Source organism: Streptomyces sp. NPDC088097 (assembly GCF_044741845.1).
Classification (GTDB): Bacteria; Actinomycetota; Actinomycetes; order Streptomycetales; family Streptomycetaceae; genus Streptomyces.
The window spans coordinates 185,371-210,429 of sequence record NZ_JBIUTJ010000009.1 but is presented as its reverse complement, the minus strand read 5'-3'; the positions used below and the strand labels follow the sequence as shown (position 1 = coordinate 210,429).

At 72.6% G+C, this 25,059-nt stretch carries 22 protein-coding genes and 1 pseudogene; 13 read left to right on the top strand and 10 right to left on the bottom strand.

The genetic code is table 11. The annotated features are described in order from the left end of the window. The first annotated feature begins 59 nt into the window (after positions 1–59). Together ACIOD1_RS24525 and dnaG are read left to right on the top strand one after the other, a co-directional pair. Positions 60–1,334, top strand: a complete 1,275-nt coding sequence (locus tag ACIOD1_RS24525) for an NAD(P)/FAD-dependent oxidoreductase (protein ID WP_401904598.1) — start codon at positions 60–62, stop codon at positions 1,332–1,334. Between the two features lie 34 nt (positions 1,335–1,368). Continuing rightward, positions 1,369–3,270, top strand: a complete 1,902-nt coding sequence (dnaG, locus tag ACIOD1_RS24520; protein WP_401904595.1) for a DNA primase — start codon at positions 1,369–1,371, stop codon at positions 3,268–3,270. A 6-nt stretch (positions 3,271–3,276) separates the two neighbouring features. On the opposite strand, the gene ACIOD1_RS24515 is transcribed toward dnaG, so the two are convergent. Next, positions 3,277–3,780 (bottom strand): gamma-glutamylcyclotransferase family protein, encoded by a 504-nt coding sequence (locus ACIOD1_RS24515; protein ID WP_401904594.1) that lies wholly within the window; start codon positions 3,778–3,780, stop codon positions 3,277–3,279. Between the two features lie 170 nt (positions 3,781–3,950). Between ACIOD1_RS24515 and ACIOD1_RS24510 the strand changes: the two genes are divergently transcribed. The 4 genes from ACIOD1_RS24510 (at position 3,951) to ACIOD1_RS24495 (ending at position 7,507) form a co-directional block, all read left to right on the top strand. Beyond that, on the top strand, positions 3,951–4,670 hold the full coding sequence (locus tag ACIOD1_RS24510; protein ID WP_365614456.1) for a hypothetical protein: 720 nt from the start codon (positions 3,951–3,953) through the stop codon (positions 4,668–4,670). Further along, positions 4,667–5,977, top strand: coding sequence for an ATP-binding protein (locus ACIOD1_RS24505; RefSeq protein WP_401904591.1), 1,311 nt, complete (start codon positions 4,667–4,669; stop codon positions 5,975–5,977). The genes ACIOD1_RS24510 and ACIOD1_RS24505 overlap by 4 nt, the downstream gene beginning before the upstream one ends. A 236-nt stretch (positions 5,978–6,213) precedes the next feature. Then, positions 6,214–6,756, top strand: a complete 543-nt coding sequence (locus tag ACIOD1_RS24500) for a hypothetical protein (RefSeq protein WP_365614462.1) — start codon at positions 6,214–6,216, stop codon at positions 6,754–6,756. 130 nt (positions 6,757–6,886) lie between these two features. Beyond that, the gene (locus tag ACIOD1_RS24495) at positions 6,887–7,507 is read left to right on the top strand and encodes a class F sortase (RefSeq protein WP_365614465.1); all 621 of its coding nucleotides are present in this window, start codon (positions 6,887–6,889) and stop codon (positions 7,505–7,507) included. Between the two features lie 8 nt (positions 7,508–7,515). On the opposite strand, the gene ACIOD1_RS24490 is transcribed toward ACIOD1_RS24495, so the two are convergent. The 3 genes from ACIOD1_RS24490 to ACIOD1_RS24480 form a co-directional block, all read right to left on the bottom strand. Then, positions 7,516–8,292: a TSUP family transporter gene (locus ACIOD1_RS24490; protein WP_365614468.1), complete on the bottom strand. Its 777-nt coding sequence runs from the start codon at positions 8,290–8,292 to the stop codon at positions 7,516–7,518. A gap of 37 nt (positions 8,293–8,329) precedes the next feature. Next, positions 8,330–8,626 carry a hypothetical protein gene (locus tag ACIOD1_RS24485; protein WP_365614471.1) on the bottom strand — a complete coding sequence of 99 codons (297 nt, stop codon included), beginning with the start codon at positions 8,624–8,626 and terminating at the stop codon, positions 8,330–8,332. A gap of 110 nt (positions 8,627–8,736) precedes the next feature. Beyond that, positions 8,737–10,032, bottom strand: coding sequence for a ferric reductase-like transmembrane domain-containing protein (locus ACIOD1_RS24480; protein WP_401904587.1), 1,296 nt, complete (start codon positions 10,030–10,032; stop codon positions 8,737–8,739). Positions 10,033–10,324: 292 nt separating this feature from the next. Here ACIOD1_RS24480 and nirB point away from each other — a divergent pair, with 292 nt between their 5' ends. After that, positions 10,325–12,847, top strand: coding sequence for a nitrite reductase large subunit NirB (nirB, locus tag ACIOD1_RS24475; RefSeq protein ID WP_401904585.1), 2,523 nt, complete (start codon positions 10,325–10,327; stop codon positions 12,845–12,847). Then, the gene (gene nirD / locus ACIOD1_RS24470; RefSeq protein ID WP_365614480.1) at positions 12,844–13,176 is read left to right on the top strand and encodes a nitrite reductase small subunit NirD; all 333 of its coding nucleotides are present in this window, start codon (positions 12,844–12,846) and stop codon (positions 13,174–13,176) included. Before nirB ends, nirD begins: the two co-directional genes overlap by 4 nt. 3 nt (positions 13,177–13,179) lie before the next feature. On the opposite strand, the gene ACIOD1_RS24465 is transcribed toward nirD, so the two are convergent. Beyond that, entirely contained in the window at positions 13,180–13,587 is a 408-nt protein-coding gene (locus ACIOD1_RS24465) for a VOC family protein (protein ID WP_365614483.1), read from the bottom strand. A 142-nt stretch (positions 13,588–13,729) separates the two neighbouring features. Continuing rightward, positions 13,730–14,188 (bottom strand): group III truncated hemoglobin, encoded by a 459-nt coding sequence (locus ACIOD1_RS24460; protein ID WP_401904581.1) that lies wholly within the window; start codon positions 14,186–14,188, stop codon positions 13,730–13,732. A 27-nt stretch (positions 14,189–14,215) separates the two neighbouring features. Between ACIOD1_RS24460 and ACIOD1_RS24455 the strand changes: the two are divergent. Next, a pseudogene (locus ACIOD1_RS24455) lies at positions 14,216–14,950 on the top strand (alkaline phosphatase PhoX); the annotation flags it as partial. Between the two features lie 119 nt (positions 14,951–15,069). Here ACIOD1_RS24455 and ACIOD1_RS24450 read toward each other — a convergent pair. The 3 genes from ACIOD1_RS24450 to dusB form a co-directional block, all read right to left on the bottom strand. Next, positions 15,070–16,101: a helix-turn-helix domain-containing protein gene (locus ACIOD1_RS24450; protein WP_365614492.1), complete on the bottom strand. Its 1,032-nt coding sequence runs from the start codon at positions 16,099–16,101 to the stop codon at positions 15,070–15,072. A 449-nt stretch (positions 16,102–16,550) separates the two neighbouring features. Continuing rightward, the gene (ppdK, locus tag ACIOD1_RS24445) at positions 16,551–19,259 is read right to left on the bottom strand and encodes a pyruvate, phosphate dikinase (RefSeq protein WP_365614495.1); all 2,709 of its coding nucleotides are present in this window, start codon (positions 19,257–19,259) and stop codon (positions 16,551–16,553) included. A 366-nt stretch (positions 19,260–19,625) separates the two neighbouring features. Next, the gene (gene dusB / locus ACIOD1_RS24440; protein WP_365614498.1) at positions 19,626–20,786 is read right to left on the bottom strand and encodes a tRNA dihydrouridine synthase DusB; all 1,161 of its coding nucleotides are present in this window, start codon (positions 20,784–20,786) and stop codon (positions 19,626–19,628) included. A gap of 34 nt (positions 20,787–20,820) precedes the next feature. Here dusB and ACIOD1_RS24435 point away from each other — a divergent pair, with 34 nt between their 5' ends. Beyond that, positions 20,821–22,269: an MFS transporter gene (locus ACIOD1_RS24435; RefSeq protein WP_365614501.1), complete on the top strand. Its 1,449-nt coding sequence runs from the start codon at positions 20,821–20,823 to the stop codon at positions 22,267–22,269. Between the two features lie 78 nt (positions 22,270–22,347). Here ACIOD1_RS24435 and ACIOD1_RS24430 read toward each other — a convergent pair whose 3' ends face one another. Further along, complete coding sequence (locus ACIOD1_RS24430) at positions 22,348–22,806, bottom strand: MarR family winged helix-turn-helix transcriptional regulator (protein WP_365614504.1); 459 nt, start codon at positions 22,804–22,806, stop codon at positions 22,348–22,350. A gap of 78 nt (positions 22,807–22,884) precedes the next feature. On the opposite strand from ACIOD1_RS24430, the gene ACIOD1_RS24425 reads away from it, so the two are divergent. The 3 genes from ACIOD1_RS24425 to ACIOD1_RS24415 all read left to right on the top strand — a co-directional run bounded on the left by ACIOD1_RS24425 (position 22,885) and on the right by ACIOD1_RS24415 (position 25,038). Next, positions 22,885–23,241 (top strand): DoxX family protein, encoded by a 357-nt coding sequence (locus ACIOD1_RS24425; RefSeq protein ID WP_365614507.1) that lies wholly within the window; start codon positions 22,885–22,887, stop codon positions 23,239–23,241. A 109-nt stretch (positions 23,242–23,350) separates the two neighbouring features. Then, complete coding sequence (locus ACIOD1_RS24420) at positions 23,351–24,424, top strand: aldo/keto reductase (RefSeq protein WP_365614510.1); 1,074 nt, start codon at positions 23,351–23,353, stop codon at positions 24,422–24,424. A gap of 20 nt (positions 24,425–24,444) precedes the next feature. Next, on the top strand, positions 24,445–25,038 hold the full coding sequence (locus ACIOD1_RS24415) for a TetR family transcriptional regulator (protein ID WP_365614513.1): 594 nt from the start codon (positions 24,445–24,447) through the stop codon (positions 25,036–25,038). Positions 25,039–25,059 lie beyond the last annotated feature (21 nt).

Here is a 25,059-nt window from a genome sequence, read left to right as displayed (position 1 = left end):
TCGGTGCGGGACGCTCGCATGTGGTCGCATGTGGCGGAGAGGTTATGAGGAGGCATCAGGTGGTCGACGCACACCAGACGTTCATCATCGTCGGCGCGGGACTGGCCGGGGCGAAGGCGGCGGAAGCGCTGCGGTCCGAGGGGTTCACGGGCCGGGTGATCCTGATCGGGGACGAGCGCGACCATCCGTACGAACGCCCCCCGCTCTCCAAGGGCTACCTGGTCGGGAAGGAGGAGCGCGAGAGCGTCTTCGTGCACAAGCCGTCCTGGTACGCGAGCGCCGACGTGGAACTGCACCTCGGCCAGCCCGCCGTCCACCTGGACCGCGAGGCCAAGACCGTGCGGCTGGGCGACGGCACCCTGCTGCACTACGACAAGCTGCTGCTGGCGACCGGGGCCGAACCGCGCCGCCTGGACATCCCGGGCACCGGTCTGGCCGGGGTGCACCACCTGCGCCGGCTCGCCCACGCCGAGCTGCTGCGCCAGGCCCTGGCCTCGCTGGGCCGGGACAACGGTCACCTGCTGATCGCGGGCGCCGGCTGGATCGGCCTGGAGGTGGCGGCAGCGGCCCGGGGCTACGGCGCCGAGGTCACCGTGGTCGAACCGGAGGCCACCCCGCTGCACTCGGTGCTGGGCCCGGAGATCGGAAGGCTCTTCGCCGACCTGCACACCGAGCACGGGGTCCGCTTCCACTTCGGGGCGCGCCTGACGGAGATCGTCGGCCAGGACGGCATGGTCCTGGCGGCCCGGACCGACGACGGCGAGGAGCACCCGGCGCACGCGGTGCTCTCGGCGATCGGCGCCGCGCCGCGGACCGCGCTCGCGGAGACCTCCGGGCTGGCCCTGGTCGACCGGGAGCACGGTGGCGGGATCGCCGTGGACGCCTCGCTGCGGACCTCCGACCCGGACGTGTTCGCCGTCGGGGACGTGGCCGCCGCCCACCACCCGACGCTGGGCACCCGGCTGCGGGTGGAGCACTGGGCCAACGCCCTCAACGGGGGTCCGGCCGCCGCGCGGGCGATGCTCGGGCAGGAGGTCTCCTACGACCGGGTGCCGTACTTCTTCTCCGACCAGTACGACGTGGGCCTGGAGTACTCGGGGTACGCCCCGGCGGGCGGCTACGACCAGGTGCTGATCCGCGGGGACGCGGGCAAGCGGGAGTTCATCGCGTTCTGGCTGTCCGAAGGCCGGGTGCTGGCCGGGATGAACGTGAACGTGTGGGACGTCACCGAGGACATCCAGGCCCTGATCAGGTCGAAGGCCCCGGTGGACCGCGAAAAACTGGCGGACCCGTCGGTTCCGCTCTCGGCGCTGGTGCCGGCGGAGGGTGCCTGACGGGATTGCCGGCGCCCGGCCGTAGACTTCACGGGTGGCTGGACGGATCAACGACGACGACGTGAAGGCGGTACGGGACGCGGTCCCGATCGACGCCGTGGTCTCCGAGTACCTCCAGCTCCGCAACGCCGGCGGCGGCAACCTCAAGGGCCTGTGCCCCTTCCACGACGAGAAGTCCCCGTCCTTCCAGGTCAGCCCCAGCAAGGGCTTCTACCACTGCTTCGGCTGCCAGGCGGGCGGGGACACCCTCGACTTCATCATGAAGATCGACCACCTCTCCTTCTCGGAGGCGGTCGAGCGGCTGGCCGGCCAGGCCGGCATCACCCTGCGGTACGAGGAGGGCGGCTACACCGCCGGCACCAGCGGCCGCGGCGAGCGGATCCGCCTGGTCGAGGCCCACAAGGCGGCCGCCCTCTTCTACGCCGAGCAGCTGGGCGGCGCCGAGGCCGAGATCGGCCGCAAGTTCCTGGCGGAGCGCGGCTTCGACCAAGCGGCGGCCGAGCACTTCGGTGTCGGCTACAGCCCGGCCGGCTGGGACCACCTGACCCGTTTCCTGCGCGGCAAGGGGTTCAGCGACAAGGAGCTGACCACCTCCGGGCTCGCCCAGGACAGCCGCAGCGGCAAGCCCATCGACCGCTTCCGCGGCCGGCTGATGTGGCCCATCCGCGACATCAGCGGCGAGGTCGTCGGCTTCGGCGCGCGCAAGCTGCGCGACGATGACAACGGCCCGAAGTACCTGAACACCCCCGAGACGGCGATCTACAAGAAGTCCCAGGTGCTGTACGGCATCGACCTGGCCAAGAAGGAGATCGCGAAGACCTCCCGGGCCGTCGTGGTCGAGGGCTACACCGATGTGATGGCCTGCCACGTGGCCGGGGTCACCACCGCCATCGCCACCTGCGGAACGGCCTTCGGCGGGGACCACATCAAGATCCTGCGCCGGCTGCTCATGGACAACGCGACCGCCGAGGTGATCTTCACCTTCGATGGCGACGCGGCGGGCCAGAAGGCGGCGCTGCGGGCCTTCGAGGACGACCAGAAGTTCGCCGCCGAGACCTCCATCACCGTCGCCCCCGGTGGGATGGACCCCTGCGACCTGCGCCTGGCGCAGGGCGACGCGGCGGTGTCCGGACTGGTGGAGGCCCGCACCCCGCTGTTCGAGTTCGCCCTGCGGCACATCGTGTCCCGGCACAACCTGGAGAACCCCGCGGGGCGGGCGGCTGCGCTGGACGAGGCGGCGCCCGTCGTCGCCAACATCAAGAACATCGCGATCCAGCACGAGTCGGCGGTCCAGCTGGCGGGGATGCTCGGGATCCGCGACGAACAGTTCGTGGTCAAGCGAGTGGCCCAGCTCGCGCGGTGGGCGCGCGAGCGCGGCAACCAGCCGCCGCAGCAGCAGGGCCGGGGCCGCTCCCCGGAGGCGGCCCCCGCCACGCCGACCCCGCCGGGCGCGGGGCCCGCGCTGAACCTGCGCAGCCCCGCCCACCGCACCGAGCGGGAGCTGCTCAAGCTGGCGCTCCAGCGGCCGGCGCTGGTCTCCCCCGCGTTCGACGCGTACGGGTTGGACGAGTTCACCGCCCCGCCCTACGCGGCGGTCCGCCAGGCCATCCAGGACGCGGGCGGCGCCTCGCAGGACAGCGACGACTACGTGGTCCGGGTCCGCGAGGCCGCCCCGAACGACACCGTCCGGGCGCTCGTGACGGAGCTGACGGTGGAGGCCATCCACGCCAAGACGGTGGACGAGGTCTACGCGGGCGTCCAGCTGGTGCAGGTCCGCCTGCGCGCGGTGGACCGCCGAGTCCACGAGATCCAGGGCACGATGGCCCGCCTGGGACCCCAGACCCCGCCCGAACAACAGGCGGCGGTCCAGGAGGAGCTGTGGGTCCTCCAGCAGTACGGCCGGCGCCTGCGCAACCGGGGCGCCGAGGGTCTGTAGCCCCGACTAGGCCGTCTCTTTCGGATCTTGGCGGGCCCCGCGGCGCCTGGCACCCCACCTGGCCCCGCCCGGGCGCCCGAGCCAGTCCCCGCCCGGTATCGGACGGCCCGACTCCGTGAGGCGGCGGGCCAGCGGGGGCGCGGCCAGGTAGACCCAGGCGCGGACCCAGCTGCCGTCGGGGCGGAGGGTCTCGCGGGCGACGCGGTCGTAGACGTTGCGCGGGCTGCCCGGGCCCACGTACTCCTCCAGCCGGTCCAGGGCGACGAGCAGATCCCCGTAGGCCTCGGGCGCGGGGTGGACCAGCTCCCCGACGATCACGGAGCCCGGGCGCTCGACGGCGTACGGGTAGCCGGGCCCCTCGTAGAGGGCCGTGTCCGCCAGCAGGGCCGGTTCCTCGGCGGCGGTGCGTCCGCGCAGGAACAGGTCGTGGTTGACCTCGCCGGGCCGCAGGGTCCCGTAGACGAAGAACGGCAGCACGCCGCCCGGATCTGGCCGTTCGACCGATGCCACAGGGCCCTCCCTCGACTACTACTGGACGGTGCGCGGGTGGGCCCAACGGCCCCTCTTCCCCGCGCCGCCCCACCGTACGCACCGCTGTTACACGACCTCCCGGCCCCCGTGACCCGGGCCGACTACGGTCGGCCTCCGTCCCGCCCCCGACCCCACGGTTCCCGCTCCCCATGACGCCTTCGCCCCGCCTCCTCACCCTCGTCCTCGTCCCGCTGCTCTGCGCCCTCACCGCGGTCGGCGGCTGCGCCGCGCCCGGCGGGCTCTCCCAGGGGGAGCCGGCCGCCCCGATGTCCGCCCAGCCGCACCCCGAGGCCCTCTGGCCGGCCTGGGTCGGCGGTTCCCCGCAGGCGCCGGGTGCGGCGACCGGGACCCGACAGGCGCCGCCGACGCGGCTGGAGGGCGCGCCGGCGGTGGGGCGGGGCGGACTGACGGCGGTGAACTACCTGGACGTCGTACGGGCGGACAAGCGGATGAGGCAGTACGTGGCCAAGGGCCGGATCAGCGCCCCGGGCGGGGCCGGGATCCGCCCGGCCGTGTACCTGGACGTGACCGGCGACGGGAAGAAGGACCTGATCGTCGCCGCCGACACCGAGAGCGGTCGCACCGCGCTGAGCGTCTACACCGTGCGGGACGACGGGATCGTGCCCGTGCTGTACCTGCTCGGCCGGCGCATGGCCGCGGAGGCGCTCGACCAGGACCTGTTGATCCGGACGGCCGTCGACGAGGGCGCCGAGGAGGCCGTCCGCTTCCACTGGGACGGTTGGCGGATGACGGCGGTCAGCAGCGAACGGCGCTGGAACCGTTCGCTCCCCGGCCCCGGCCCCGGCCCCGACACCCGGCCCTCCGCGCCGGCGCAGAGCCCCGGTCCCGCCGCGACGGTCGCCCCGTGAGGCACCTCGCGACCCGAGGACGGCACCTGGTCGGGGCCCTCGGCCTGCGCTGGAAGATCGCGATCCTGCTGGCGGTGGGCTGCGCGCTGGTCGCGCTCGCCATCGGTGTCCTGATCCACGAGGCGCGCGTGCGGCAGGTGTCGGACGCGGCCCGCAAGAGCGCCGTCGAGGAGTTGGTCCGCGTACGCCAGGTCTACGAGCTGACCGGCCGTCTGGCCTACGACAAGGTCGGCGAGGCGGAGGGCCGCGTCGACTGCTCCGCGGTGCCCCCGGCGCTGCGCGCGGCGGCGCTGGCCGGGCAGCGCACCACCTACCTCGACCTCACCGGGCCGCATCCGGCGGTGTGGGCGGCGCGCCCGGTCGGCTCCGCGCACGTGCTGTCCGTACGGCAGCCGCTGGACGACGAGCGGGCCGAGTTGGCCGAGCTGGACGGTCGGCTGATCGCCTACGGCACCGGGGTCGTCGCCCTCGCGGCGATCGGCGGCGCCCTGATGGCCAGCCGGCTGAGTAAGGACCTGCGCACGGCGGCGGAGACGGCCCGACGGATCAGCGCGGGCGACCTGGACGCCCGGATCGGGCCCTCCGGGGTCCCCGGGACCCGCAACGAGGTGGCCGAGCTGTCCTCGGCGGTCGACACGATGGCGGCCAGCCTCCAGTACCGGCTGGAGGCGGAGCAGCGCTTCACCGCGGACGTGGCGCACGAGTTGCGGACCCCGCTGACCGGGCTGCACACCGCGGCGGAGCTGCTGCCGCCCGGGCGCCCGACGGAGCTGGTGCGCGACCGCGTGTCGGCGCTGCGGACGCTGACGGAGGACCTCTTGGAGGTGGCCCGGCTCGACGCGAACCGGGAGGAGCCCCGGCTGGAGGCGCACCGACTGGGGCCCCTGGTGGCCTCGGCGGTGCGGCGCTCGGGGGTGGCGGCCGTCATCCACGGCCCGGAGGGCGTTGACGGCGGCGACGGCGGCGGCGACGGCGATGACGGCGCGTGGGTGCGTACCGATGCCCGGCGCCTGGAACGGATCCTGACGAACCTGCTGGTCAACGCGGGCCGGCACGGTGGCGGGTCGGTGTCGGCGACGGTGTCCGGAACCTCGGTGACGGTACGGGACCACGGTCCGGGCTTCCCCGAGCGGCTGCTGCGGGACGGGCCCCGGCGGTTCATGACGGGCGCGGCGGAGCGGGGCCAGGGGACCGGGCTCGGGCTGACCATCGCCTTCGGGCAGGCCCAGGTGATCGGCGCCGAGGTGCTCCTCGCGAACCCGGCGGCGGGGGGCGCGGCGGCCACGGTGACCCTGCCGGCGGCCTGAGCGGTCCGGGTGCTCCGCCGGCCGTCCAGCGCCGTCCCCGGCCGTTTCGGGCCGCCCCCTCGCCGTCCGCGTCACCCGGACGGCGAGGGGGTACCCGTATGCCCCTACGGGGGCTCTGACCTGCGCGGATCACGGGTGGGCGGGGGACGGGGCAGCGATCTGACGCGACGTCAGCAGGCGGCGGGCGAGGCGGCCGGTTTATCTCAAGACACGACCTCGTGCCTCCGGGAGTTCTCATGCGCCGCAGCACCGCCCACGTGCTCACCGCCACCGTGCTGACCGCCGCCGCCTTCACCGGCCCGGTCGCCGGAGCGGTCGCCGCCGCGGAGCTCGGCATGGCCGGGTTCGCCGCCGGGGACTTCTCCGTGCTGGAGGTCTGGCCGAAAGCGGCCGCTCCGGGCACCACCGTCACCGTGAACACCACGGCCTGCGGGCCGGGCAGCCGCGCCGAGGGCGACGCGAGCACCGTGGGCGGCGGTCGCTTCAAGCTGGTCCCGGGCACCCACAAGGAGGTGGTCGCGGGGCAGTTCCAGGTCTCCCGCGATCTCCGACCGGGCACCTACGGCATCGGCGCCACCTGCGCGAACGGCAAGTTCGCCACCGGCGACCTGGTCGTCGCCGAACGCGGCCCGCAGGGTCACGTCCACTCCGGGGTGGGCGGTGGCACGACCACCACCACCGACCCCGCCCAGATCGCGGCGGGGGCGGCCGTACTGGCCGCGGCCGCCGTAGGCGGTACCTGGCTCCTGCGTCGCCGGGCGAGCGGCACGCGGAGCTGACGGGCGCGCACCGCGGCTGTGGCCGCGGTCCGACCGGTACCGCCCCCCGTCGCCCGCCCCGCGAGGTCCCCCCCCGTTCGCGGGGCCGGGCGACGGCCAGTCCTACGAACGGCACGACGAGGGGGCTGACATGGGTACCCCCGCGCGCGGGCGCGGCGGGCTGGTGGCCGTCGCCGCCTGCGTCGGCGTCTGGCTCGTCGTCAGCGGCTCCGGCGAGACCGTCGGGCCTCCGCTCCCCTCCCCCGCCGAGGCGCTGAGCGCGCAGGCCCTCTACCCCGGGAGCATCGCCCCGCTCCCCGGCTCCCCTCCCACCCGGATCCGGATTCCCTCGATCCGGGTGGACGCCCGGCTCACCGGGCTCGGCCTGGAGCCCGACGGCAGCCTCCAGGTGCCCCCGCCCACCCGCCGCGACCTCGCGGGCTGGTACCGCGAGGGGACCACTCCGGGGGCCACCGGCACGGCGGTGGTCGCGGGCCACGTGGACGACGCCAGCGGCCCGGCCGTCTTCTACCACCTGGGCGCGCTGCGGCGCGGGGCCGCGATCGAGGTGGCGCGCGCGGACGGGAGCACGGCCGTGTTCACCGTCCACGCGGTGGAGGTCTACGACTCCACGGCCTTCCCGGACGCCCGCGTCTACGGCCCGTCCCCGCGCGCGGAGCTACGGGTGATCACCTGCGGCGGCGGCTTCTCCCCGCGCACCGGCTACCAGGGCAACGTGGTCGTCTTCGCGCACCTCACGGGCACCTACTGAGGCGCCGCTCATCCCCACTGGTCGAAACCGAGCTTGACCACCAGGGAGCCGACCACCGTGAGCAGGACGACCCGGACGAAGCCGCTGCCCTTCTTGAGCGCCATCCGGGCCCCGATCATGGCGCCGGCCAGGTTGAAGATCGCCATCAGCCCGGCCAGTTGCCACAGGACGGTGCCCTGGTAGGCGAACATCGCGAGGGCTCCGGCGTTGGTGCACACGTTGACGATCTTGGCGGTGGCGGAGGCCGTGACCAGGTCGAGGTGGAGCAGCGCGGTCAGGGCCAGGACCAGGAAGGTCCCGGTGCCGGGGCCGAAGAGGCCGTCGTAGAAGCCGATGCCCAGGCCGGCGAGGGCGATGGTGAGCAGGACCCGCTGCCGGGAGACGGGCGAGGCGGAGGGCGCGGCGCCGAAGCCGGGGCGGAAGATCATCACCGCGCCGACCAGCACCAGGACGACCATGATCAGCGGGCGCAGGACGTCCCGGCTGATCCCTCCCGCGAGGGCGGCCCCGCCCATGGACCCGAGGAGGGCGGCCAGACCGATCCGGACGGCGAGCGCCACGTTCACCGGGGCCCGACGGGCGAAGGTAACGGCCGCTCCGGTGGTGCCGACGATGGCCACCGCCTTGTTCGTTCCGAGGACGGTGGTGCTCGCGGCGCCGGGCAGGCCGAGCAGCAGGACCGGCAGCAGGATCAGGCCGCCGCCGCCCACCACCGCGTCGATCCAACCGGCCGCGGCGGCGGCCACGCACAAGAGAACGATCATCGTCGTTGATATGTCAGGCACAGGTCAGACACTAGGGAGCGGTTCGGTGCAGCGACCATCAATCCCCGGAAACTTGCGCAAAGGTTGAGCTTTGCCGGGCGGGCGCCCGGTCCGGGGCCACCGGGGACGCCGGGTCCACCACCGCCGTCAGCGCCGTCGCCGCGACCACGCTGGCCAACCCCAGCCCCGCCGCGAGCCGTCGGGCGGGCGGTACGCGGGCCGGCACGGCCGACCAGGCCCGCAGGACGGAGGCGTGCAGGACGGAGACCGGACGCGGCTTGCGGTGCCGGGCGGGGGCGGCGGGCGGGATCCGGGGCGCGGACACGGGCACGGCGATGTGGAGCGGGTGGCGCACGGCGCGTTACCTCTCGGCGGGGCGGAGCGGGTTGCAGCGGGGCGGGGTTATCGCGGGGGCGGGTTGCCGCGGGGCGGGCCCGGGAGTCGGGAGTCGGCAGCCGGGCGGGCTCAGAGGCTGAAGCACTCGGCGTGGATCCGCTCCCCCGGCACCCCCGCCCTCAGCAGCGCGGCCCGGGTCGCCTCCGACATCCCGGGCGGCCCGCACAGGTAGACGTCGTGCTCCACCAGGTCGGGCACCAGCGCGGTCAGCGCCCTCGGGGCGAGCGGATCGTAGGCGGCGTCGGAGGGCCCGAGGAGGTAGTGCAGCCCGGCCTGCCGTCCGGCGGCGATGGCCTCCAGCTCGGAGCGCAGCACCAGGTGCTCCTCGGCGCCGGCCCGGTAGAGGAGGGTGATGTCCCCGGGCCCGCCCGGCAGGGTCTCGAACAGCGCCCGCATCGGGGTGATCCCGACCCCGCCGGCGATCAGCAACACCTTGGGCCGGGTCCGCCGGGCGGCGGTGAGCGCCCGGAAGGGCCCGGTGGCGATGACCCGCGTGCCCGGGCGCAGCCGGCGGATCCGGCGGGAGTGCCCGCCGAGCGCCTTGACGGTGATCCGGAGCCGGCCGCCGCTCACGGGCGCGGAGAGGGAGAAGGGCAGGGCGGTGTGCCACAGGCGGCGCTGGAGGAAGCGCCAGCGCAGGAACTGGCCCGGTTCGGCGCGCAGTTCCGCCAGGTGCTCCCCGTGGATGACGACGGAGACCACCCCCGGACCCTCCGCCCGCACCTCCGCGACCCGCAGCCCGTGCCGCAGGGCCTGGCGTACGGGGACCACGGCCCGGTACCAGACGAGCAGGACGGCGACGACGGCGTGGGCGAGGGCCCAGAACCAGGCGGCGACCGCCAGGTCCGGCCCGGCGAGCTGGTGGCCGAAGGCCAGCGCGGCGGCGAGGTAGACGAAGAGGTGCACCCCGCGCCAGGTTTCGTGCGGGACCCGGCGGCGTACGGCCCGGGCGGAGGTCACGCCGACCGCGGCCAGGAGGACGGTCCCGGCCGCGGCGGCGCCGAGCGCGGGGTAGGCGAGCAGCTCCCGGACGGCGGAGAGGACATCGACCCCCTCGTGCACGGCGTATCCGAGCAGGGCCAGGAGGCCGTGCCCGAAGCAGAGGAGGAGCACGTGTCGGCCGCCCGACGCGTGCCAGCGGGCGAGGCGGTCGGCGCCGACCCCGTGCTCCACGGCGGGCACCCGGGCCATGAGGAAGAGCAGGACGAGGACCCCGTAGCCGGCGAGCAGGCCGGTCAGGTGGGCGGCGGTGGCGAAGAGGGCGTCGAGTCGGGCCGAGGGCCGCACCTGCGCCGCCCAGAGCAGGACCACCAGTCCCGCGCCGCCCAGCGTCCCGCCCCTGACCCGCCCCACCGCATCTCGCATGGCGCCCACGCTAAGCGGCCCGGAAGCCCCCTCGGCGGTCCTTAAGGCCGCCTTGAGGAAGGCCTCACCGACCCTTAATCCGAGCGCTGAGGTGGGCGTTCCGTCGGGGTAACAGCGGCGGTGCGGAGGGGAAACAGCGGCCGCGCAGGCTCGTGCCACGGCCTCGGGCGACGGGTGGCGGCGAGCGGTGGACGGCGCCGACCCGGCCGGTCCCGCCCGGCGGCCCGGGACGCGGTCCGCGTCCACCCCGCGCGCCCCCTTCCACCCGCTCACCGACGACGGAGGCCCCGACATGACCGACCCCTCGCCCACCCTCGTGCTCATCGGGCACGGCATGGTCGGCCAGCGTTTCCTGGAAGCCCTCGCCGAGCGCGGGGCCACCGCCACGCACCGGATCACCGTGCTCGCCGAGGAACCCCGCCCCGCCTACGACCGCGTGCACCTGACCTCGTACTTCTCCGGCGCCGCCCCCGAGGACCTCGCCCTCGCCCCGCCCGGCTTCATGGCCGAGCACGGGATCGACCTGCGCCTCGACGACCCCGCCGAGCGCATCGACCGGGGCGCCCGTACCGTGACCACCCGGTCCGGGCGGGTGGTCCCGTACGACGTGCTGGTCCTGGCCACGGGCAGCTCCCCCTTCGTGCCCCCGGTCCCCGGCAGGGACGCGTCGGGCTGCTTCGTCTACCGCACCATCGAGGACCTCCTCGCGATCGAGGCGTACGCGAAGACCCGCGCGAGCGGCGCCGTCGTCGGCGGCGGGCTGCTCGGGCTGGAGGCGGCCGGCGCCCTCAAGGGGCTCGGACTCGACACCAGGGTCGTGGAGTTCGCGCCCCGACTGATGCCCGTCCAGGTCGACGAGGGCGGCGGCGCGGCCCTGCTGCGCACCATCGAGTCGATGGGCCTGACCGTGCACACCGGCGTCGGCACCCAGGCGGTGCTGACCCGCGAGGACGGCTCCGTCAGCGGGATGCGCCTCTCGGACGGCACCGACGTCGCCACCGATCTGGTGGTCTTCTCCGCCGGGATCCGCCCCCGCGACCAACTGGCCCGGGACTGCGGCCTGGAGGTCGGCGAACGCGGCGGGATCGCGGTCGACTCCCGCTGCCGCACCTCCGACCCGTACGTCTACGCCGTCGGCGAGTGCGCGCTCGCCGTCGACGGCCGGGTCTACGGCCTGGTCGCGCCCGGCTACGAGATGGCCGAGACGGCCGCCGACGACCTCCTGGGCCGGGAGCGGGAGTTCACCGGGGCGGACCTCTCCACCAAGCTCAAGCTGCTCGGCGTGGACGTGGCCTCCTTCGGCGACGCGCACGGAACCGCCCCCGGCAGCCTCGACGTGACCTGGTCCGACTCCCGCTCCGGGGTCTACAAGAAGCTGGTGGTCTCCCCCGACGGGGTCCTGCTCGGCGGGGTCCTCGTCGGCGACGCGGACTCCTACGGGCTGCTGCGCCCGCTCACCGGCAGCGTCCCGCCGGTCTCCCCCGAACAGCTGGTACTGCCCGCCGGACTCGGCGCCGCCGCCCCGCTTGGCCCGGCCGCGCTCCCCGACACCGCGGTGATCTGCTCCTGCCACAACGTCACCAAGAAGGCCGTCACCGCCTGCGCCACCCTGACCGAGGTCAAGAAGTGCACCAAGGCCGGCACCGGCTGCGGCGGCTGCCTGAAGGTGATCGGGCAACTGCTGCCGGCCGACGGCGACAAGGGGCTCTGCGGCTGCTTCCCGTACACCCGCGCCGAGCTGTACGAGATCGTCCGCACCCGCCGGCCCGCCTCGTACCGCGAGCTGCTGGACGCGCACGGCCGCGAGGCGGCGCGCGGCGGCGACGGCTGCGAGGTCTGCAAGCCGACCGTCGGTTCGATCATCGCCTCGCTCGCCCCCGTGCTCGGCGCGAGCGGCTACGTCCTGGACGGGGAGCAGGCCGCCCTCCAGGACACCAACGACCACTTCCTCGCCAACCTCCAGCGCAACGGCTCCTACTCGGTGGTCCCGCGCATCCCGGGCGGCGAGATCACCCCCGAGAAGCTGATCGTGATCGGCGAGGTGGCCCGCGACTTCGGGCTCTACACGAAGATCACCGGGGGCCAGCGCATCGACCTGTTCGGCGCGAGCGTCGACCAGCTCCCGCGGATCTGGGCCCGTCTGGTCGACGCCGGTTTCGAGTCCGGACACGCCTACGGCAAGGCCCTGCGGACGGTGAAGTCCTGCGTGGGGCAGACCTGGTGCCGCTACGGGGTGCAGGACAGCGTCCGCATGGCCATCGACCTGGAGCTGCGCTACCGGGGCCTGCGCGCCCCGCACAAACTGAAGTCGGCGGTCTCCGGCTGCGCGCGCGAGTGCGCGGAGGCGCAGAGCAAGGACTTCGGGGTGATCGCCACGGCCAACGGCTGGAACCTCTACGTCGGCGGGAACGGCGGCGCCGTCCCGCGCCACGCGGACCTGCTCGCCCAGGACCTCTCGGACGCCGAACTGGTACGCCTCATCGACCGGTTCCTGATGTTCTACATCCGCACCGCCGACCGGTTGGAGCGGACCTCCACCTGGTTGGAGCGGCTGGAGGGCGGCCTCGACCACCTGCGGGACGTGGTGGTGCACGACTCGCTGGGGCTGTGCGCCGAGCTGGATTCGCTGATGGCGCAGCACGTGGCGCACTACCGCGACGAGTGGGCCCAGACCCTGGAGGACCCGGAGCGGCTGGGCCGGTTCGTCTCCTTCGTGAACGCGCCCGGCTCGCCCGACCCGACCGTGCGCTTCGTGCCCGAACGCGGCCAGATCAAGCCCGACCTGGCCGTCCTGACGATCGGAGGTCCCCGATGACGATCGAACTGCGTGTGGGAGACGGCTGGCTGACGGTGTGCGAGCTGTCGTCGCTGGTCCCGGGGCGGGGGGTCGCCGCCCTGCTCCCCGACGGGAGCCAGGCCGCGCTGTTCCTCGACCGCGCGGGATCCCCGTACGCCATCTCCAACAGGGACCCCTTCACCGGCGCCCAGGTGCTCTCGCGGGGACTCCTGGGGCGGGCGCAGGGCCGGCCGTTCGTGGCCTCGCCGCTGTTGAAGCAGCGCTTCGACCTGGAGTCGGGGCGCTGCCTGGACGACGAGGAGGTGGTGGTCCGCACCTACCCGGTGCGGACCTCCGCCACCGCCTGAGGGTCAGCCCTGGACCATCGCCGGGTCCATCCACATGATCTCCCAGGTGTGGCCGTCGAGGTCGTCGAAGGCCCTGCCGTACATGACGCCGTGGTCCTGTGCCGCACGGGGCTCGGTGGCCCCGGCGGCCACGGCGCCGTCGACCCACTCGTCCACCTTGACGCGGCTCTCGGCGCTCAGACAGATCAGCACCTCGGAGGTGGTGGTGGCGTCGGCGATGGTCTTGTGTGTGAAGTCCTTGTAGCGGGCCTCGGTGAGGAACATCGCCACGATGGTGTCGCTGATCGGCATGGCGGCGCAGTTCTCGTCGGAGAACTGGGCGTTGAAGGAGTAGCCCTGCTTGCCCCAGAACGCCTTGGTGGCCTCCAGGTCCTTGACGGGCAGGTTGACGAAGATCATGGTGGCGGTCATGCCGTCCCTCTTCTCTCGGCGCTCCCGGCGGTGCCGGGCGCTTTCGAAGGGGTAGACCGGGGGCCCCGGGGAAACTCATCGCTCGCCGGGAGATTTCTTCGAGGTTTTCTTCCCGGACCCTGCGGCGACCGGAAACAGCAGGTCAGGGCCGTGAGCGCAGTTCCAGCGCGGCCAGCGGGACGAAGCCCGGGCCCTCGCCGGCCAAGGAGGCCCCGGGTCCGGCGAGCCGCTTGTGCAGGGACAGGGCGATCCGCTCGCCCTGGGCCTTGGCCCGCTCCGCGTTCGGCCCGCGGTGCAGTCCGTCGACGGTGGCCCGCCACAGCTGCACCCAGCGGCCGAAGTCGGCGGCGGTCATCGGGCGCGACGAGTTGAGCGCGGCGTGCGGGGCGAAGGCGTCGCGCCGGTACTCGGCGCTGCGGAAGAGGGCCCGCTCCCAGAAGTCGGTGATCCGGGGCAGGTGGATGTCGAGGTCGGTGCCGGCCATCTCGGTGAAGAAGGGGCCGATCCGCGGGTCGGCGAAGGCGGCGGTGTAGAAGCGGCGCAGCACGACGTCGAGGTCGGCCCGGCCCGAGATGTCGGCGTCCGCCGCGCAGGTCTCCATCCCTCCACCTTCCTCGTACGGGCGGGTCTCCTCCAGGGCACAAGGTCCCGTGACCGGGGAGGACACGGGACCCTTCCTTCACCGGGAGTGACCGTGGAACGACGTACCCCGTGGAACACCTGGCTGTCCTGCGAGGAGGTCGAGGTGCGCAAGGTGGTCTACCTGACCGAGGACGAGACGAACGGCTGCTTCTACCGCTTCGTCCCCACCACCTGGGGCAACCTCTCGTCCGGCACCCTCCAGGTCCTCAAGGCCGGCGCCGCCTCCTCCGGCTCCTTCACCTGGGCCGACGTGTCCGACCCGGACGGTTCCCCGACGCCCACCCGCAGCCAGGTGTCCGGGTCCAAGAAGTTCAACGGGGGCGAGGGCTGCCACTACGCGAACGACACCGTCTGGTTCACCACCAAGGGCGACAACCGGGTCTGGCAGCTGAACCTCCTCGCGGGCACGTACGAGTTGGCCTACGACGACTCCCTGGTCCCCGGCGGCGCGGCCCCGCTGACGGGCGTGGACAACGTCACGGGGTCCTCGTACGGGGACCTGTACGTCGCCGAGGACGGCGGCAGCATGGAGATCTGCGTGATCACCCCGGACGACGTGGTGGCGCCCTTCCTGCGGGTCACCGGCCAGTCCTCCTCGGAGATCACCGGGCCCGCCTTCTCCCCGGCGGGCAACCGGCTCTACTTCAGCAGCCAGCGCGGCACCACGGGCAGCTCCACCGGCGGCATCACCTACGAGGTGACCGGCCCGTTCCGCCGGTAGCACCATCGGCCCGGCGCACCGCGGTCCCGGCACACCACATGCCGCGCCCGCACCGCACCGCACGCACCCCCGGCCGCCGGCACCGCGCGGCCGGGGAGGCGTATCGATTCCTCGGCGGCTCAGGACACCACGGCGCCGCCCTTGAGGAGGGCCGCCCCCAGCGGGGTGACCGTGTGCAGGACGGCGCTCCCGTGGCGCAGGGTGGTCACCAGGCCCGCCTCCCGCATCACGCAGGCGTGCTGGCTCGCGGAGGCCAGGGAGACCCCGGCCCGGCGGGCCAGCTCGCTCGTGGTGGCCCCGTCCCCGATGGCCCGCAGCACCACGGAGCGGGTGTGCCCGACCAGCTTGCCCAGGGTGCGCTGGCGGCGCTCCTCCGGCCGTGCGGTCTCGCCGCCGGACGCCGCGGACGCCAGCTGGGCGGCGGCCGGGTAGACCAACACCGGCGGCAGCTCGGGGTCGTGGAGGGTCACGGCGGTGCGCCGGCAGAAGAAGGACGGCTGGAGCAGCAGCCCGCGCCCGCGCAGCCGTACGTCACGGTCCACCGGGTACTCACATTCCAGGACCGGCGCCCGCCAGCGCAGCATCGGCGGCAGCGAGGCCAGCAGCTCGTCCGCCCCGCCGTCGAGCAGCGCCCGGCCTCGGGCGGCCCGCTCGGCCTCTATCTGGGCCTGTATGTGGGTCCAGTAGGGCTCCACGGCCGCGCGGTGGTAGCCGCGCAGCTCGCCGAGGAGCCGGGGCAGGTGCTTGGTGCCGCCCTCCATGAACTCCCGCAACCGAACCGGCGGCGGCGTCCCGAAGGCCGCGCCGAAGCCGCTTCCCTCGCCGGTGCCCGAGCCGACCATGGACAGCTCGCGCCGCAGCCGCTCCGGGCGCAGCCCGCGCAGCGCGTCGAGGCCCACGTCCCACCCGTACTGCCCCTCGGTCGGGGTCAGGAAATCCGGGAAATACCCGCGGCTGGGTATCAGCGCCCCCAGCAGCCTTGTTTCACTATTCAACCGGCTCCGGGTTTCCGTTCGCCATTCACCGAACAGCCGGGCGTCTCGCCGGTCCCTTAAACGGTGAAAACTCAAAATCGTTTCCCACAACGCATCGGGACGTCCTGCCATCCGTACGCGTGCCAGGTCCACTCCAGTGAAATGGATACGAAGCACCGAACCCCCAGCTGTGCAACCGCAATCCCCCCGCCCCATGAGTATGCATGCCGTCACACGTGGTCACCACGCCCTTTCGGCCACAGTTGAAACCCCTTTCGGCAGGAGCGTGACAAGCGAAAGCCTGTACTCCGCCGGGCACACTCCAGCGCGACCGAAACGCTCCGTGAAGGCCGTGGGGGGCTTTGCGGGGCCTGGCGGTCGGTCGCACAGGGAAGCGCCGACGTGCCCGGCGATAGGCGTCAGGCGGTGGACGGGTGGGGATCCGTCCACCGCCTGGTGCCGTAAAGACTTCGTTGAATACCGCTCGTACCTCGCGCATACCCCGGCCTTCGAAATGAAGGAGCGCCCGCCTCCGGAAGGTCAGGGACCGGAGACGGGCGCGCCCGACGCGGCTTTCGTGAGGTCCGCGTCGGGGGGCCGAGGGGGCCGGCGGGTGCCGGCTCGGATCAGCGGCTGTCGGAGCCCTTCGACGCGGCCGCGGCCCGTCCGGCCTCCAGGCGCGCCACCGGGATCCGGAAGGGCGAGCAGGAGACGTAGTCGAGGCCGACCTCGTGGAAGAAGTGCACCGACTCCGGGTCGCCGCCGTGCTCGCCGCAGACGCCGAGCTTGAGGTCGGGACGGGTCGCCCGGCCGGCCTCGACCGCGCTGCGGACCAGCGTGCCGACGCCGTCCTTGTCGATGGTCTCGAAGGGCGAGACCCCGAAGATGCCCTTCTCCAGGTACGCGGTGAAGAAGCTGGCCTCGACGTCGTCGCGGGAGAAGCCCCACACCGTCTGGGTCAGGTCGTTCGTACCGAAGGAGAAGAACTGCGCGGCCTCGGCGATCTGTCCGGCCGTCAGCGCGGCGCGCGGCAGCTCGATCATCGTGCCGATGGACAGCTTGAGGCTGGTGCCGGTGGCGGCCTCGACCTCGGCGATGACCTGGTCGGCCTCCTCGCGGACGATCTCCAGCTCCTGCACGGTGCCGACGAGCGGGACCATGATCTCGGCGCGCGGGTCGCCCTTGGCGTTCTTGCGCTCGGCGGCGGCCTCCGCGATGGCGCGGACCTGCATCTTGAACAGGCCCGGGATGACCAGGCCGAGGCGGACGCCGCGCAGGCCCAGCATCGGGTTCTGCTCGTGCAGCTTGTGCACGGCCTGCAGGAGGCGCAGGTCGTTCTCGTTGGCGTCCTTGCGGGACTCGGCGAGGGCGACGCGGACGGACAGTTCGGTGATGTCGGGCAGGAACTCGTGCAGCGGCGGGTCCAGGAGACGGACGGTGACGGGCAGGCCGTCCATCGCCTCGAACAGCTCGACGAAGTCCTTCTTCTGCAGCGGCAGCAGGGCACTCAGTGCCTCGTCGCGCTCGCTGTCGGTGTCCGCGAGGATCAGTCGCTCCACCAGTTCACGTCGCGCGCCGAGGAACATGTGCTCGGTGCGGCACAGGCCGATGCCCTGGGCGCCGAAGCGGCGGGCGCGCAGGGCGTCCTCCGCGTTGTCGGCGTTGGCGCGCACCCGCAGGCGGCGGACCCGGTCCGCGTACGCCATGATCCGGTGCACGGCGGCGACCAGTTCGTCGGCGTCGTCGGCGCCGGCGTGCATCCGGCCCTCGAAGTACTCGACGACCGGGGACGGTACGACGGGTACCTCACCGAGGTAGACCTTGCCGGTGGAGCCGTCGATGGAGACGACGTCGCCCTCTTCGATGACCGTCTCGCCGACCGTCATGCGACGGCGCTTGGTGTCGACGTCGAGCTCCTCGGCTCCGCAGACACAGGTCTTGCCCATGCCGCGGGCGACGACGGCGGCGTGCGAGGTCTTGCCGCCGCGCGAGGTCAGGATGCCCTCGGAGGCGATCATGCCGTCGAGGTCGTCGGGGTTGGTCTCGCGGCGGATCAGGATGACCTTCTCGCCGGAGCGCGACCACTTGACGGCCGTGTACGAGTCGAAGACGGCCTTGCCGACCGCCGCGCCCGGGGAGGCGGCGATGCCGCGGCCCAGCAGCGTGGTCTTGGCCTCGTCGTCGAAGCGCGGGAACATCAGCTGCGCGAGCTGGTGGCCGGTGACCCGCTGGAGGGCCTCGGCCTCGTCGATCAGGCCCTGGTCCACGAGCTGCGTGGCGATGCGGAAGGCGGCGCCGGCGGTGCGCTTGCCGACCCGGGTCTGGAGCATCCACAGCTGACCGCGCTCGATCGTGAACTCGATGTCGCAGAGGTCCTTGTAGTGGGTCTCCAGCGTCTCCATGATCGTCATGAGCTGGTCGTACGAGGCCTTGTCGATCTGCTCCAGATCGGCCAGCGGGACGGTGTTGCGGATGCCCGCGACGACGTCCTCGCCCTGGGCGTTCTGCAGGTAGTCGCCGTAGACGCCCTGGTGGCCGCTGGCGGGGTCGCGGGTGAAGGCGACGCCGGTGCCGGAGTCGGGGCCGAGGTTGCCGAAGACCATGGAGCAGATGTTGACCGCGGTGCCCAGGTCGCCGGGGATGCGCTCCTGGCGGCGGTAGAGCTTGGCGCGGTCGGTGTTCCAGGAGTTGAAGACCGCCTCGACGGCGAGGTCCATCTGCTCGCGGGCGTCCTGCGGGAACTCGCGGCCGGCCTCCTTCGCGACGATCTTCTTGAAGGCCTTGACCAGCTTCTTCAGGTCGGCGGCGTCGAGGTCGGTGTCGACCGTGACCTTCTTGGCGACCTTGGCCCCTTCGAGGGCGTCCTCGAAGAGCTCGCCGTCCACGTCCAGGACGGTCTTGCCGAACATCTGGATGAGGCGGCGGTAGGAGTCCCACGCGAAGCGCTCGTCGCCGGACTGGGTGGCGAGTCCGACCACGGACTCGTCGGAGAGGCCGATGTTGAGGACCGTGTCCATCATGCCCGGCATCGAGAACTTGGCGCCGGAGCGCACGGAGACCAGCAGCGGGTCGTCCGACTGGCCGAGCTTCTTGCCCACCTTGGCCTCAAGGGCCGCGAGGTGCGTGCCGACCTCTTCGCGCAGCGCGGCCGGAGCCGTACCGCTCTCCAGGTAGACCTTGCAGGCCTCGGTGGTGATGGTGAAGCCGGGAGGGACCGGAAGGCCCAAGTTGGTCATCTCGGCGAGGTTGGCCCCCTTGCCGCCGAGAAGGTCCTTGAGGTCCCGGTTGCCCTCGGTGAAGTCGTAGACGAACTTCTGATCTTTGTTTTCCGACACGGGTCTCGACTCCTCGAGGACTCGGCTGGCTGCCCTGACGGCCAGGAACATACCCAGATCGAAGGCTTCTGGGTACGTCCACTTGGCCGTCATATGGCCGTAACCACTCGTGCGCCACCGGATCGAAAGTAACCAGTGGGTAAGGGAAACCCCTTGAGAGCCTTCACAACCCGAAGGGAGAGGGGCCAACCGAGGCTTGATCACGCTCGGATGAGCGATCATCGATACATTTGCGTTCAAGTCTTGAACGCTCAAAGGGTGGCACCCAGTGCCACCCTTTGAAAGTCTTACCCGTGACTTCTGTGCTCATCTGAGCGAAACATTGATCATGCGTGGCGTATATCACGCCGCTCCGAGGGCGATTTGTCAGCCTCCGGAGGTGTCCAGCTCGGCGTCCTCGCCCACCCCGGCGCAGTCGTAGGGATCCTTCAACCAGCCTTCGGGCAGGACAACCCGGTTGTTTCCGGACGTCCGGCCGCGCGGACCGTCCGCACTGTCGGGCCAGGGCTGATCCAGATCCAGCTCGCTCAGATGAGCGTCGAGTTCGGCCAGGGAGGAGGTGACCGCCAGCTTCCCCCGCATCTCGGAACCCACCGCGAAGCCCTTGAGGTACCAGGCCACGTGCTTACGGAAGTCGATCACCCCGCGCGCCTCGTCGCCGATCCACTCCCCCAGCAGCTGCGCGTGCCGGTGCATGGTGGCGGCGACCTCGCGCAGGGTGGGCTTGTGGAAGTCCTCCGGGCGGCCCTCGAAGGCCGCCACGAGGTCGTTGAACAGCCACGGCCGCCCCAGGCAGCCGCGCCCCACGACCACGCCGTCGCAGCCGGTCTCGCGGACCATGCGCAGCGCGTCCTCGGCGCACCAGATGTCGCCGTTGCCGAGCACCGGGATCTCGGGCACGTGCTCCTTGAGGCGCGCGATGGCCTCCCAGTCAGCGGTGCCGCCGTAGTGCTGGGCGGTGGTGCGGCCGTGCAGGGCGATGGCGGTGACCCCCTCCTCGACGGCGATCCGGCCGGCGTCGAGGTAGGTGAGGTGCTCGTCGTTGATGCCCTTGCGCATCTTCATGGTCACCGGCAGGTCCCCGGCGCCCGCGACGGCCTCGCGCAGGATCGCGCGCAGCAGGTGGCGCTTGTAGGGCAGGGCCGAGCCGCCGCCCTTGCGCGTGACCTTGGGGACGGGGCAACCGAAGTTGAGGTCGATGTGATCGGCGCGGTCCTCCTCGACGATCATCCGGACGGCCTTGCCGACCGTCGCCGGGTCCACCCCGTACAGCTGGATCGAGCGGGGCTTCTCCGTCGCGTCGAAGTGGATCAGCTGCATGGTCTTCTCGTTGCGCTCGACCAGGGCGCGCGTCGTGATCATCTCGCTCACGAACAGCCCCTTGCCGCCCGAGAACTCGCGGCAGAGCGTACGGAAGGGGGCATTGGTGATCCCGGCCATGGGCGCGAGCACCACCGGGGGCTGCACGGTGTGCGGGCCGATCGCGAGGGGCGGGGGGAGCGTGGTCATCCCCCCATTGTCGCGCATGCCTCGTTCGTTAGTTAGACGTACTATCGGCGCCATGGGTCACATGAGCCACCGGCGGCGCATGCTCGTACTGGCGATCTGCTGTATGAGCCTGCTCATCGTCAGCCTCGACAACACCATCCTGAACGTCGCGCTGCCCTCGATGCGGCAGGAGCTGCACGCCTCGGTCTCGGGGATGCAGTGGACCATCGACGCCTACACGCTGGTCCTGGCCTCGCTGCTGATACTGGCCGGGTCCACCGGGGACCGGATCGGGCGCCGCAAGGTGTTCGCCGCCGGCCTCGTCGTCTTCACGCTGGGCTCGCTGCTCTGCTCGATCGCGCCCAGTCTGGGCTGGCTGGTCGGCTTCCGGGCGGTGCAGGCCGTGGGCGGCTCGATGCTGAACCCGGTCGCCATGTCGATCATCGTCAACACCTTCACCGACCCGAAGGAACGCGCCCGCGCCATCGGCGTCTGGGGCGCGGTGGTGGGCATCTCCATGGCCGCGGGCCCGCTGATCGGCGGGCTGCTGGTGGACACCGTCGGCTGGCGGTCCATCTTCTGGGTCAACCTCCCCGTCGGACTCGCCGCCCTCGTCCTGACCCTGCGCTACATCCCCGAGTCGCGCTCCGAGCGTCCGCGCCGGCCCGACCCGGTGGGCCAGCTGCTGATCATGACCCTGCTCGGCTCGGTGACGTACGGGATCATCGAGGCCCCGGCGAAGGGCTGGACCTCCCCGGTGATCGTCGGCTGCGGCCTCGCCGCCGTCGCCTCGCTGGTCGCGCTGCTGGTCTACGAGCCGCGCCGGAAGGACCCGCTGATCGATCCCCGGTTCTTCCGGAGCGCCCCGTTCAGCGGTGCGACGGTGATAGCGGTGAGCGCGTTCGCCGCCCTGTCCGGCTTCCTCTTCCTGAACACCCTTTACCTCCAGGACGTACGCGGACTGGACGCCCTGGACGCCGGGCTCTACATGCTGCCGATGGCCACCCTCGCCTTCCTGTGCGCGCCCCTGTCCGGGCGGCTGGTCGCGACCCGTGGGCCGCGTCTGCCGTTGCTGGTCGCGGGCGTGACGATGGGGGCGAGCGGGCTGCTGTTCGCGGCGTTCTCGGCCGAGAGCTCCACCACGCTGATGTTCGTCGGGTACGTGCTCTTCGGCATCGGCTTCGGCCTGGTCAACGCCCCGATCACCAATACGGCGGTCTCCGGGATGCCCCGCGCCCAGGCGGGGGTCGCCGCGGCCGTCGCCTCCACCAGTCGCCAGACGGGCGGGGCCTTGGGCGTCGCGGTGATCGGCGCGGTGCTGGCGGCCGGGACGGCGGGCGGCGCGGACTTCACGACGGCGACCCGGCCGGCCTGGTGGATCATCACCGGGTGCGGCGTGCTCGTCCTGCTGGTGGGCGCCGCCACGACCGGGCCTTGGGCCGACGCTACGGCCCGGCGCACAGCCCGCGAGCTGGAGCCGGCCCCGGAACCCGAACCGGCGGGAGCGCCCCCGCGCGTCTGACGTCCCGTCCGGGGGCCTGCTCACGACGAGCCGGCCTCCGGGCGGGGTCCGGGCCGGCGGGCTTGCGGGCTTGCGGGTCTAACCCTCTTGGCAGTCGAACTCGTCCGGCTGCGTGTCGATGCGGGCCAAGAGGCCGGCCAAGAGGTTCCGCTCCTCCTGCGAGAGTCCGGAGAACAGCCCCGACTCGACGGCGTCGAGGGCGGCGTTGGTGCGCCCGAGCCCGGCGGCGCCGGCTTCGGTGATGGCCACGTTGTGGCGGCGCCGGTCGGCCGGGTCGCGGCGGCGCTCGACGAGGCCGTCGCGCTCCAGGTCGTTGAGGATCCCGACCAACACGCTCGGGTCCACCTCCAGCCGCTCGGCGAGCACCCGCTGGCCGATGGGGCCGTCTTCCAGCTGCATCAGGGTCATGGCGTGGCGAGGGGTGAGCCCCGTGGTGTCGAGCGCCTTGCGCATCCGCGTCTGGGTCGCCGCTCCGTGCCAGGCCAGCAGCATGCCCAGCCGCTGTCGTGGGTGCCGGGCTTCCTGTGCTGCCGTCATGTTCCAACCGTAGCAGTCGCGAAATGATTGCGATCTATTAATCATTGATGGTATTCAATGATCTGACATTCTCGATCGTTGGAGACCATCATGTTCATCGCCTACGCCGTCGTCGGCGTGCTGCTCGCGCTCGTCCTCACCGCCTCCGCCACCCTCACGCTGCGACGCTCGGAGCCCGTGATGGCGAACATGCGCGCGGTCGAGGTCCCGGAGGCCTGGCTGCCACGCCTGGCCGCACTCAAGGCCGCGGGCGCGGTGGGCCTGGTCGTCGGGCTCTGGATAGCCCCGATCGGCGTGGCCGCCGCCGCCGGCGTGACCCTCTACTTCATCGGCGCGGTCGTCACCCACCTGCGCGTGAAGCACTACGAACTCGCCCCGGCGGCCGTATTGACCCTCCTCGCGGCGGCGGCGCTGATCCTGCGGATCGCCGCCTGACCCGACGGCGTGAGGACGCGAAGACCTGAGGGCGCGGGGACGCGAAGGTGCAGGACACTGGCGAGTGACAGATATTGAAATCTGTCACTCGTCATGTCATTCTCGATCCATGACCACGAACGAGAACACCTCCGCCGGCGCCACCCCCGCCGCACCCGCCCCTCGCACCCTCGGGTCCACCGGCCCGGCCGTCTTCCCCCTGGGACTCGGCTGCATGGGCATGTCCGCCCTCTACGGGGAGACCGACCGGGCCGAGTCCCTCGCCACCGTCCACGCCTACCTGGAAGCCGCCCCGGAGGGCATGCACACCCTCCTCGACACGGGCGACTTCTACGGGATGGGCCACAACGAGCTGCTCATCAACGAGGCGCTGCGCACCGCCCCCACCGCCGCCCGTGAGCTCGCGCTGACCAGCGTCAAGTTCGGCGCGCTGCGCACGGTCGAGGGCGGCTTCACCGGGTACGACGGTCGGCCCGCCGCCGTCAAGAACTTCCTGGCCTACTCCCTCCAGCGGCTCGGCCGGGACCACATCGACGTCTACCGGATCGCCCGGGTGGACCCGGACGTGCCGATCGAGGAGACGGTGGGCGCCATCGCCGAGGCCGTCCAGGCCGGGCACGTCCGCCACATCGGCCTGTCCGAGGTGGGCGCCGACACCCTGCGCCGGGCCGCCGCCGTGGCCCCGATCTCGGACCTGCAGATCGAGTACTCCCTGCTCTCGCGCGGCATCGAGGAGGAGATCCTCCCGACCGCCCGCGAGCTGGGCATCGGCATCACGGCGTACGGGGTGCTGTCCCGGGGCCTGATCAGCGGGCACTTCGCCCGGGACCGCGCCCTGGCCCCGGGAGACTTCCGCGGGATGAGCCCCCGCTTCCAGGGCGAGAACCTGGACCGCAACCTCGACCTGGTCGAGGCGCTGCGCAAGGTGGCCGGGGACAAGGGTGTGAGCGTCGCCCAGACCGCCATCGCCTGGGTGCTCGCACAGGGCCCGCGCCACGGTGTGGACATCGTGCCGCTGGTCGGCGCTCGGCGCCGTGACCGGCTGACGGAGGCCCTGGGATCCCTCCGGGTGGAGCTGAGCGCGGCCGACCTGGCCGCCATCGAGGAGGCGGTCCCGGCCGGGTCCGCGGCCGGCGAGCGCTACCCGGCCGCCCAGATGGCCCACCTCGACAGCGAGCACTGAGCGGACGGTACGGTCGTCCCATGCCCCCCGCCGCTGCCGAGCCCCTGACCCCCGAGCGCATCCTCGAAACCACCGAGGAGGTGCTGCGCCGCTTCGGCCCCACCAAGGCCACCGTGGTGGACGTGGCCCGGGCCCTGGGCGTCAGCCACGGCAGCGTCTACCGGCACTTCCCGTCGAAGTCGGCGCTGCGCGAGGCCGTGACGGACCGCTGGCTCGCCAAGAGCGTGATCGTGCTCGAAACGATCGCCTCCGCTCCGGCCGAGACGGCCCCCTCCAAGCTGGAGGCGTGGCTGGAGGCCCTCTTCGAGGCCAAGCGGAAGAAGGCCGGGGCCGATCCGGAGCTGTTCGCCACGTACACGGTGCTGCTCGCCGAGAACAGCGGCGTGGTCGACGCCCACTTGAGCGAGCTGATCGACCAGTTGGTCCGGATCATCGGGGAAGGCGTCGCCGCCGGCACGCTGGCCGCACCCGACGTCCCGGCCGCCGCCCGCGCCGTCTTCGACGCCACCGGGCGCTTCCACGATCCGCAGTACGCCGCCGACTGGCTCTCGCCCACGATCATCACCGAGTTCGAGGCGGTCACCGCACTCATCGTGCGGGGTCTGCGCGCCTGAGGGATTCCACCCGTCCGGGAC

Coding starts and splice junctions, on each gene's coding strand:
- ACIOD1_RS24500 (WP_365614462.1), top strand. CDS start 6,214: ATGCGCCGCAGCACCGCCCACGTGCTCACCGCCACCGTGCTGACCGCC.
- nirB (WP_401904585.1), top strand. CDS start 10,325: ATGACCGACCCCTCGCCCACCCTCGTGCTCATCGGGCACGGCATGGTC.
- ACIOD1_RS24435 (WP_365614501.1), top strand. CDS start 20,821: ATGGGTCACATGAGCCACCGGCGGCGCATGCTCGTACTGGCGATCTGC.
- ACIOD1_RS24510 (WP_365614456.1), top strand. CDS start 3,951: ATGACGCCTTCGCCCCGCCTCCTCACCCTCGTCCTCGTCCCGCTGCTC.
- ACIOD1_RS24415 (WP_365614513.1), top strand. CDS start 24,445: ATGCCCCCCGCCGCTGCCGAGCCCCTGACCCCCGAGCGCATCCTCGAA.
- ACIOD1_RS24460 (WP_401904581.1), bottom strand. CDS start 14,188: ATGGAGACCTGCGCGGCGGACGCCGACATCTCGGGCCGGGCCGACCTC.
- ACIOD1_RS24465 (WP_365614483.1), bottom strand. CDS start 13,587: ATGACCGCCACCATGATCTTCGTCAACCTGCCCGTCAAGGACCTGGAG.
- nirD (WP_365614480.1), top strand. CDS start 12,844: ATGACGATCGAACTGCGTGTGGGAGACGGCTGGCTGACGGTGTGCGAG.
- ACIOD1_RS24495 (WP_365614465.1), top strand. CDS start 6,887: ATGGGTACCCCCGCGCGCGGGCGCGGCGGGCTGGTGGCCGTCGCCGCC.
- ACIOD1_RS24430 (WP_365614504.1), bottom strand. CDS start 22,806: ATGACGGCAGCACAGGAAGCCCGGCACCCACGACAGCGGCTGGGCATG.
- dusB (WP_365614498.1), bottom strand. CDS start 20,786: ATGCGCGACAATGGGGGGATGACCACGCTCCCCCCGCCCCTCGCGATC.
- ACIOD1_RS24420 (WP_365614510.1), top strand. CDS start 23,351: ATGACCACGAACGAGAACACCTCCGCCGGCGCCACCCCCGCCGCACCC.
- ACIOD1_RS24480 (WP_401904587.1), bottom strand. CDS start 10,032: ATGCGAGATGCGGTGGGGCGGGTCAGGGGCGGGACGCTGGGCGGCGCG.